Annotated in this window: 7 protein-coding genes; 4 read left to right on the top strand and 3 right to left on the bottom strand. The window is 66.9% G+C overall.

Translation table 11 applies throughout. The annotated features are described in order from the left end of the window. Positions 1 to 1,468, top strand: a 1,468-nt coding sequence (locus A8G08_RS18500; protein WP_157108647.1) for an aminotransferase class I/II-fold pyridoxal phosphate-dependent enzyme, incomplete at its 5' end; no start/stop codon positions are given. Between the two features lie 7 nt (positions 1,469 to 1,475). On the opposite strand, the gene A8G08_RS18495 is transcribed toward A8G08_RS18500, so the two are convergent. Both A8G08_RS18495 and A8G08_RS18490 read right to left on the bottom strand, forming a co-directional pair. Continuing rightward, positions 1,476 to 1,880, bottom strand: coding sequence for a PaaI family thioesterase (locus A8G08_RS18495; RefSeq protein WP_245672892.1), 405 nt, complete (start codon positions 1,878 to 1,880; stop codon positions 1,476 to 1,478). Between the two features lie 236 nt (positions 1,881 to 2,116). Then, complete coding sequence (locus A8G08_RS18490; RefSeq protein ID WP_068277381.1) at positions 2,117 to 2,845, bottom strand: hypothetical protein; 729 nt, start codon at positions 2,843 to 2,845, stop codon at positions 2,117 to 2,119. 58 nt (positions 2,846 to 2,903) lie between these two features. Between A8G08_RS18490 and A8G08_RS18485 the strand changes: the two genes are divergently transcribed. The 3 genes from A8G08_RS18485 (at position 2,904) to A8G08_RS18475 (ending at position 6,375) form a co-directional block, all read left to right on the top strand. Then, the gene (locus A8G08_RS18485; RefSeq protein WP_084436495.1) at positions 2,904 to 4,412 is read left to right on the top strand and encodes an iron chelate uptake ABC transporter family permease subunit; all 1,509 of its coding nucleotides are present in this window, start codon (positions 2,904 to 2,906) and stop codon (positions 4,410 to 4,412) included. Between the two features lie 101 nt (positions 4,413 to 4,513). Continuing rightward, entirely contained in the window at positions 4,514 to 5,503 is a 990-nt protein-coding gene (locus tag A8G08_RS18480) for a FecCD family ABC transporter permease (RefSeq protein ID WP_084436499.1), read from the top strand. Positions 5,504 to 5,514: 11 nt separating this feature from the next. After that, on the top strand, positions 5,515 to 6,375 hold the full coding sequence (locus tag A8G08_RS18475) for an ABC transporter ATP-binding protein (RefSeq protein ID WP_068277387.1): 861 nt from the start codon (positions 5,515 to 5,517) through the stop codon (positions 6,373 to 6,375). A 38-nt stretch (positions 6,376 to 6,413) separates the two neighbouring features. On the opposite strand, the gene A8G08_RS18470 is transcribed toward A8G08_RS18475, so the two are convergent. Beyond that, complete coding sequence (locus tag A8G08_RS18470) at positions 6,414 to 8,834, bottom strand: bifunctional lysylphosphatidylglycerol flippase/synthetase MprF (protein WP_245672891.1); 2,421 nt, start codon at positions 8,832 to 8,834, stop codon at positions 6,414 to 6,416. Between the last annotated feature and the right edge of the window lie 4 nt (positions 8,835 to 8,838).

Below are 8,838 nucleotides of genomic sequence, written 5' to 3'. Positions count from 1 at the left end.
GAGCGGATTCCCCGCCGATCGGCTCCGCGAGACACAGACTTTCGGCGACGGCCTCGGATTCGATTCGCTCATGCTGACCGACCTGTTCGCCGGGCTCACCCGCAAGCTCCCGGGCCTGACCATGGACCCGACCTGGTTCACGGCGACAGCCACAGTTGGCGACGTCATCACCTACGTATCCGGTCAGTTCACCGACACCCCGGCCGCTGCCACCCCTGCACCGACGCTCACACCCGAACCCCGATCCACCACCGTCACACCGGAATACCGGATCTCCGACTTCGCCGAAGTGCGGGCGATCGAAGACCGACTCTCGGGCGCCGCCGGCCTGGGCCTGTCAAACCCGTACTTCCTGATCAACGACGGAGTCACCCGCGACACCTCGATCATCGACGGCAACCCGGTCGTCAACTTCTCCAGCTACAACTACCTGGGCTTGTCCGGACATCCCGCAGTCGTCGCCGCGGTCCAGGACGCCGTCGCCCGCTACGGCAGCTCGGTCTCGGCCAGCCGCCTGCTTTCCGGCGAGAAGCCGGTCCACCGTGAACTGGAAGCCGAACTCGCCGCCCTGCTCGGCACCGAGGACGCGATCGCGCTGGTCGGCGGCCACTCGACGAACGTGACGATCATCGGCCATCTCGTCGGGCCCGAAGACCTCGTGATCCACGACAGCCTGGCCCACGACAGCATCCTGCAGGGCTGCAAACTCTCGGGCGCGACCCGCAGGCCATTCCCCCACAACGACCACAACGCCCTGGACCGGCTGCTGACCGAAATCCGCCATCAATACCGCCGGGTCCTCATCCTCATCGAAGGCGTCTACAGCCAGGACGGAGATATCCCGGCATTGCCCGCCATCATCGAGATCAAGAAGAAGCACCAGGCGTTGCTGATGATCGACGAGGCACACAGCGTCGGCGTCCTCGGCGCGACCGGCGGCGGCATCGGCGAATACTTCGGAGTCGACCGAAGCGATGTCGAACTGTGGTCGGGCACCATGTCGAAAGCGCTGGCAGGCTGCGGCGGCTACGTGGCGGGTAGCGCTGAATTGATCCGCTACCTCAAGTACACGACACCAGGGTTCGTCTACAGCGTCGGCATCACGCCGATGAACGCCGCCGCTTCCCTCGCCGCGATGCGCGAAATGCGGGCCGACCCCACACCGCTCGACCGCCTGCGCCGCAATTCTCAGCTGTTCCTGCGCCTGGCCCGCGAAGCCGGAATCAACACCGGTGACAGCGAGAACACCCCGGTCATCCCGTGCATCGTCGGCGACTCACTGAAGACGCTGAAACTATCGAACGCACTCCTGAGCCGCGGCATCAACGTCAACCCGATCCTGTACCCGGCCGTCCCGGAAGACCTCGCCCGCCTGCGGTTCTTCATCACCGCCTGCCACAGCGAGGACCAGATCTACGACACCGTCAAGATCCTCGCCGAGGAACTCGCCCTGCTCAGCGAGGAGTGACCGCGCCTCAGCTCTTGGGGCTGGTCATGTTCTGCAGTCGCACCTGGCCACGAGCCACGGTGCGACCCTGCTCGTCGGTAATGACGACCAGCCAGAGCTGCTGAGACCGACCGCGGTGGATCGGCGTCGACTCGGCGTAGAGGGTTCCGGATTCGACGGCCCGCAGGAAGTCGGTGTTGTTGTTGACGCCGACGACATGTCCCTTGTCACCGAGCCAGATCGCGCCGCTGATGCTCGCCACCGATTCGATGACCGCGCAGTAGACGCCGCCGTGCACGATGCCGAACGGCTGGTGCAGCTCGGGAGTGACGGTCCACTCTGCCTTGATGCCATCCGTCGAGGCCTCGGTGTAGCGGAAGCCGATGACCTTGTCGAAGCCCCGGGTGGGCAGTTCCGCAATTCCCGCAATGATCTCGTCGGTGGTGCGGCCCGTTCCCTCGATATCCGTCACATTCACTCCTGTCGTCCGCGGCCCGGTTCGTCGCAAGGCAGCTTTTCCAGCAGATCACAGGACGCAGAAAGAAGTACGACGGGCCCCGCCTGGATTGGCGGGACCCGTCGTGGGAAGGACCGGGGGTTCCTGCAGCCCTCAGGTACTCCGGCGCGGTCCAAACGTTCTGAAAAGAACTATAGGTCAGGCTTACCTAACTATGCAACCCCTTTTTGGCGAACCGGCAATCCGCGCGCGGTCATCGCGTCGAGGAAGGCCTGGCCGCGACGCGGAACCGGCCGTCCGCCGGTCCGGGTGATAGACGAAACGGTCGAACGGGCCAGAATCGGCACATGCGTCGACGCACCGAGCACCGCCTCACCCACCATGCCCCAGAAGCGGTCGGCGCCGAATCCGGTGCAGCCATCGAGGCGTTCGTGCACAGCGGTGAGCGCGGCGCCGCAGCGATGTGCGAGCCAGACGATCAGCGCTTCCTCACACGGCAGCGTGACAACACCGGGCCGGTTGGCCCATGGGTCGCCGGGCAGAACACGCAGACGCGTGTCTGCCAATCCCGCCCAGTCGATGCCGCCGTCGCTGTCGTTGTGGATCCAGAGGTTCTCCAGGCCCGGGTCCCATGCCCGCCCCTCGAGCACAAGAAGCGCCACCACCCGTCCGACGATCGCGTGGATAAGCGACATCGCCACAACATCGGCGGCCCGATCCGGAACGCCCAGATCATCGATTGCGCGGGTGTACATGATCTCGATGCGACCGCTGCGCACTCCGGAGGCAAGCTGCCACCAGCGCCGACGCCCCTCCTCGGCTACCGCCGCGACCGCGTACGCGCGGGGATAGTCCGGTTGCAGCGAACGCAACCGGGTGCAGGAATCGGCGAACGCGGCACGATCCTGCTCGAGCATGGGAACGGGGACGATTTCGAGCATCGAGATCTCCTCGGCCTGGACGACAGTCGAATTAAGATAGGTTAGGCTTACCACAGAAATGACTGAGACCGATACGACTACGCGGACGCGCCCCGATCCGGCCGAACCGCCATCCAGTGCTGCGCTCACGCGCCGCACGATGGCGGCAACTGTCGACGCCGCGCTTGTCCTAGCTCCCCTGTTGTGCGGCTGGTACTTCCTTGCCGCGATCAACGACGGCTCGGGGAGTAATCAGGCCGACCAAGTGGTTTTCGGCGGGCTCGCGCTCGCCGCGAGCGCGGGACTGCTGGTCTGGAATCGCGGTGTGCGAGAAGGCCGCACCGGCACCACGGTCGGCAAATCGTGGCTGGGCCTGCGCACGCGGGACACGGAAACCGGCGGCCCGATCGGCACCCGCGCAGCACTGCGCCGCCAGGTGATCGACGTCCTCACCCTCGGCGCGACGCGCGCGGCCTTGGCATCGGACCGACGTACGCGCGCCGATCTCCGACTGAATACCGAGGTCGTCCCCGAATTGGTTGCCCGCGAAGAGGGATTCGTCCCGCTGCCGCCGGTCACCACTCCTGCGGTGACGCAACGCAAGCGCCTCTACGGCCTTGCCGGCTTGATCGTCCTCGGCGGTCTCGTAGTGCTCGCGAGCCTCGCGGTCGGCGCTCAGCCGATGAGCCTCGGGCAGGTGTACCACGCGCTGCTCGACGCGACCGGCTCGCAGACCGACGAAGTGGTTCGCACACTGCGCATCCCACGCACCGCACTGGGCTTCGTCGTCGGGATCGCCCTCGGTATCGCCGGCGCATTGATCCAGGGACACACCCGCAATCCGCTCGCCGACGCCGGCCTGCTCGGCCTCAACGCGGGCGCAGCGTTTCTCGTCGTCCTCGCCATCCACTTCCTCAACATCGCGTCCTCGAACCAGTACATCTGGTTCGCGTTTGCGGGCACGCTCATCGCGAGCGTCATCGTCTTCGGTGCCGCATCGGTTGGAGGCGGCCGAGCCACCCCGCTGAGCCTTGCGCTGGCCGGTGCCGCCGTGACCTTCTTCCTGCAGGCGATGACCAATGCGGTTGTGCTCATGGACACGACCGCGCTCGACAGCTACCGGTTCTGGGTGGTGGGTTCGCTCGCCGGGCGCGGTTCCGAAGTGTTCTGGCAGGTGCTGCCGTTCCTCGCCATCGGCGTGGTGCTCGCGTTGGCCTCCTCCCCCGGGCTGAACACATTGAGCCTGGGCGACGACGTGGCCAGATCGCTGGGATCGAACATCGCGACGACGCGGGTCGTCGGAATCGTCGCCGTCACGTTGCTCGCCGGCGCGGCGACCGCGGCATGTGGGCCGATCGCGTTCATCGGCCTAATCGTGCCGCACATCGCGCGCGCCATCACCGGGCCCGACTATCGCTGGCTGGTCCCGTATTCGGGACTGCTCGGCGGCATCCTGCTGCTCTTTGCCGACGTCATCGGCCGAGTCGTGGTGCGACCCGGCGAACTTCAGGTCGGCATCGTCCTCGCGGTCATCGGCGCGCCGTTCTTCATCGCCGTGGTCCGCCGCCGGAATCTGGTGCGCCTGTGACGACTCAGCTGACGGGAGACGACAACGTGGCGGCACCGACCGTCGACAACACGCGTCCAGGAGTGCGACTCGGACCGGTGTCCCTGGTACGGCGGCCGCGCATGGTCGCGACCTCGGTGGGCCTGGTCGTCCTGCTGCTGGTGCTTGCCTGCGTCGATATTTCGGTGGGCGACTTCGTGATTCCGGTCGATCAGGTGATCGACGTGCTCGCCGGCGGCGGCACGAAGGCCCAGCATTTCATCGTGACCGAACTGCGCATGCCCCGCGTCGCGACCGCGATGCTCGTCGGCGCCGCGCTGGGTATGGCCGGTGCGATCTCACAGTCGATTCTGCGAAACCCGCTGGCCAGCCCCGACATGCTCGGCATCACCTCCGGCGCCAGCGTCGCGGCGGTCGCGCTGATCATCTCCGGCGGTGGCTCGGTCACCGGCGCACTGGCCACGTTCGGGATGCCGCTCGCCTCGCTCGCCGGTGCGCTCGTCACCGCGGCTGCGGTGTACGTCCTTGCCTGGCGCGGCGGTGTCGAGGGATACCGACTGGTGCTCATCGGTATCGGCGTCAACGCGTTCCTCATCGCCGTGGTGAGTTGGCTGTTGCTCGCAGGCCGCATTGAGGACGTCGCCAAGGCGCAGATCTGGCTGAACGGCTCGCTCAACGAGACATCGTGGTCGCGCTTCGTGCCGGTCGCGATCGCCTTCGCCGTCATCCTCGTTGCCGCGCTGGTTTCGGTGCGGACGCTGGGAGCACTGCGGTTCGGCGACGACACCGTTCGCTCGCTCGGTGTCGCGCTGCAGACCCGCCAAGGCGTCCTGCTGTTGCTCGCGGTGGTTGCCGCGGCGCTGGCCACCGCGGTCGCCGGGCCGATCGCATTCGTGGCGCTCGCTGCGCCGCAGGTCGGGCGAATGTTGCTCCGGTCCGAGGGCGAGCCGTTGATAGGCTCGGCGCTGATCGGCGCAATTCTGGTGGTGGGCAGTGACGTCATCGCACGCACCCTCCTACCGGTAGAACTGCCCGTCGGCGTGGTGACCGCAGCCCTCGGTGGACCTTTCCTGCTGTACCTGCTCATCCGCACGAACCGGAAGGCGACCTGATGGAGTCCCGCATGACCGACGCCGAATCACGCATCTCGGCGGCCGGTGTCACCCTCGGGTACGGCGACCGGATCGTCGCCGAGAGCCTCGACCTCGACGTGCACACGGGCGTCATCACAACGGTGATCGGACCCAATGGATGCGGCAAGTCCACGCTGCTGCGGGCGCTCGGCCGGCTGCTGCGACCCCAGGCGGGTGAAGTGCTGCTGGACGGCAAAGCGATCGGGTCGATGAAGACGCGCGATGTCGCACGGGTGCTCGGCATCCTGCCGCAAACCCCCACCGCGCCCGAGGGACTCACCGTCGCCGACCTGGTGGCCCGGGGTCGGCACCCGCATCAGTCCTGGATCAGGCAGTGGTCGGCGGGCGACGCGGACGAAGTGACCCGGGCGCTCGAGCACACCGGTATCGCCGACCTCGCCGACCGCCCTCTCGACCAGCTGTCCGGCGGGCAGCGCCAGCGGGCGTGGATCTCCATGGCGCTTGCGCAGGGAACCGACATACTGCTGCTCGACGAGCCGACCACATATTTGGATCTCGCACATTCGGTCGAGGTGCTCGATCTCGTCGACCGCTTGCATTCCGAGATGGGCCGCACCGTGGTGATGGTGTTGCACGACCTCAATCTCGCGGTGCGCTACAGCGATCAGCTCGTCGTGATGCGTGACGGGAAGATCGTCGCCTCCGGGCCGCCGGCCGACGTCATCTCGGTCGAACTGCTGCGCGACGTTTTCGGACTCGACGCCGCCGTCGTGGAAGACCCGGTCTCGGACCGGCCGTTGATCGTGCCGATCGGAACACGGCACGTGTACGGCGAACCCGGCGGGCAGCCCGTACCGGTGACGAACGAGGCAACGCCCGCTTCCGTCTAGCGCGGTTGGTCGGTCCTTTCGCGAACCGGGTGTTCCAATCAGCGGTCGAGCAGTCCGCGCACCAACCGCACACCCTGACCGAACGAAACGTCCGGCAGGTAGGCGCTGCCGATGGCCGTGCCGATGCTCGGCAGCGCCGCGGGATCGGGGTAGCACATGTACACCGGCTCGTAGCGCGGCTGGAACTTGGCCTTGAATGCGAGCAGCGAGCGGAACCCGTAGATCGGTTCGAGGGTTCGGCCGAGTACATCGAGCAGCCGGTCGAGCGCGGGCTGATCACCGGTCTGGCTCTGGTCGACCTTCGCCAGCGGTGCGCCGGACAGACTGACGAATTCCGCGCCCTCCTCCTTCAAACTCAGTGCGGCCGAGGCGATCAGGAACTCCATCGACGGGCGGAACCCCTCCGCGCGACGGCGCATGAAGTCGAGCGTCCACCCGATGACGCGGCCCTCCCGGTACACCGGCAGCCAGGACGTGACGCCGTGCACGGTGCGGTCCTCGTCGACCGCGAGCAGGCAACGCACCTCGGGATCGTCGATCTCCTCGAGCCCGCCGAGCGTGAATCCCATTTCGGGCATGCCCTTGTCGGACACCCACTCCTCGGAAATGGCGGTCACCTGATCGGTCAGCGCAAGCGGCGCCGTGCCGAACCGGATCCACTCGGCGCTCACTCCGGACTTCTTCGCCTTGTTGAGCGCGGTCCGCACGTCCTGAAACTTTTTGCCGGTGAAGGCGAGTTCGTCCAGATCGAGAACCGTCTCCTCGGCGACCTGCAGCACACTCCACCCGAGGTCACGAGCGACCGACTCGGCGGGCGCGGCCACCGAATAGAAGCACGGCGTCCACCCATTCGACGCCGCGAACTCCGCGAAACCGACTATGGCGTCCCGCAATCCGTCCCTCGGACCGACGGGCTCCCCGGTGGTGAGCGCGATACCTCCGATCACGCGATAGGCCACAAAACTTTCCCCGTCCGGCGCGAACCAGTACCGATTGCCGCGCCACGTTGTCATCCAGGACAGCCCGCTGCCCTCGCCGCGCCGCAGCAACTCTCTCGCCCGCTCGGTGGACTCGGTCTCCGCGCCGTAGGCCGGCGCAAGGAAGGATCCGAGTAGCAACGCGCACAACGTGATCCAGAAGATCACGCCGGTCCAGTCGAACAAGAACGTGGCAAACGGACTATCCGGCAGGAACTCCGGATCCACCCATTGCAGGTAGACCGGTGGAATCAGCCGCAGTGGGAAGTCCGCGACCAGCCCGGCGAAGGTCGCGTCTTGCTCGAAGCTGCGCCGGATCAACCATCCGACAAGGACATACAGCACGCCGAGCCCGACTGTGACGCCGAGTAGGATCAGCGCGCGGCGACGGTAGGTGCCTCTCGGCGCCGACACCGTGAACAATCGTCGCGTCGCGAAAAGCAGCACAAGCATCGCCAACGGAGTCAGGAACGGAACGATGGTGCGGTACGCGTTCGGTGACGTGAGTCCGTAGAACACGGACTCCTCGTCCTCCGGGAAGAACCGCCACACGTAGTTGACGACCGACAGCGCGAGCAATGCGGACTGCGCGAACACCGATGCCCACCAAGCGAATCGGCGGCCGCGGCGCAGCCCGTCGCACAGCACCAGCAACGCCAGCATCGGCATCAGGCTCAGGATGGTCGGCCCGACGCCGCCGAGCCGCAGATCCAGTTCACCCTTGCGACATTCGAGGCTGCCGGGTGCGTCCGAACACAATTCGGCGACCTCGCCGGGCGTGTACGGCACTCCCCGGAACAGTTCGCGCAGTACGGCGAACGGCCCGACCGCGTTCGGCGAAAGCGCCGCAAGCGCCGTACCCACGATGGTTGCCGCCATCACCAGCGCGACCAGCACGCGGCCCTCACGCCGGGTGCCTGCCCGGATCGGGCCGCGCGCCGACTTGCCCACGATCACCTGCCCGAGCAGCAGGCCGATGACTGCCGCGCCGAGCCGTGCCATGTCGTCGAGGTGGCCACCGACCAGGGCGAGTGTGACGAGCAGCGTGAGCAGCCCGGCCCGAATCCGGCGCCGCCACAACGTTTCCATGTCGGAACTGGCGACCATCGCCGCGCCCGCGATCCAGGCGGTCGGACTGATCGCGGTGCCGACGTGCAGCCGGAATCCCCAGTCTTCGTCCATCGCCTTCGCCGCCCAGGCGAGCAGCAGCGCCAGCAGCGAACCGAGCACCTGCGTGGTCACCGCGGCGAGCGCGAATCGCGCCGAACCCATGCGCTGCTCGATGGGTGCCGCGATCAACAGGATCAGGATGGTGCAGAAGATGTAGGCCCCGAGGTTGGGCGCGAACAGGCCCGCGGTCAGCGGCGTCCACCACTTGTCGTGCTCGATGGCGCCGATGCTCAGCGCATAGTCCATGCGAACGGTGTGGGTGGCACGCAAGACGCTGCCCGAGATGACGGCGAGCGCCCAGAGCACCACGATGGCG

Origin of the sequence: Aldersonia kunmingensis, from assembly GCF_001646865.1 — a bacterium.
GTDB lineage: Bacteria > Actinomycetota > Actinomycetes > Mycobacteriales > Mycobacteriaceae > Aldersonia > Aldersonia kunmingensis.
This window is presented reverse-complemented; position numbering and strand designations above follow the sequence as displayed.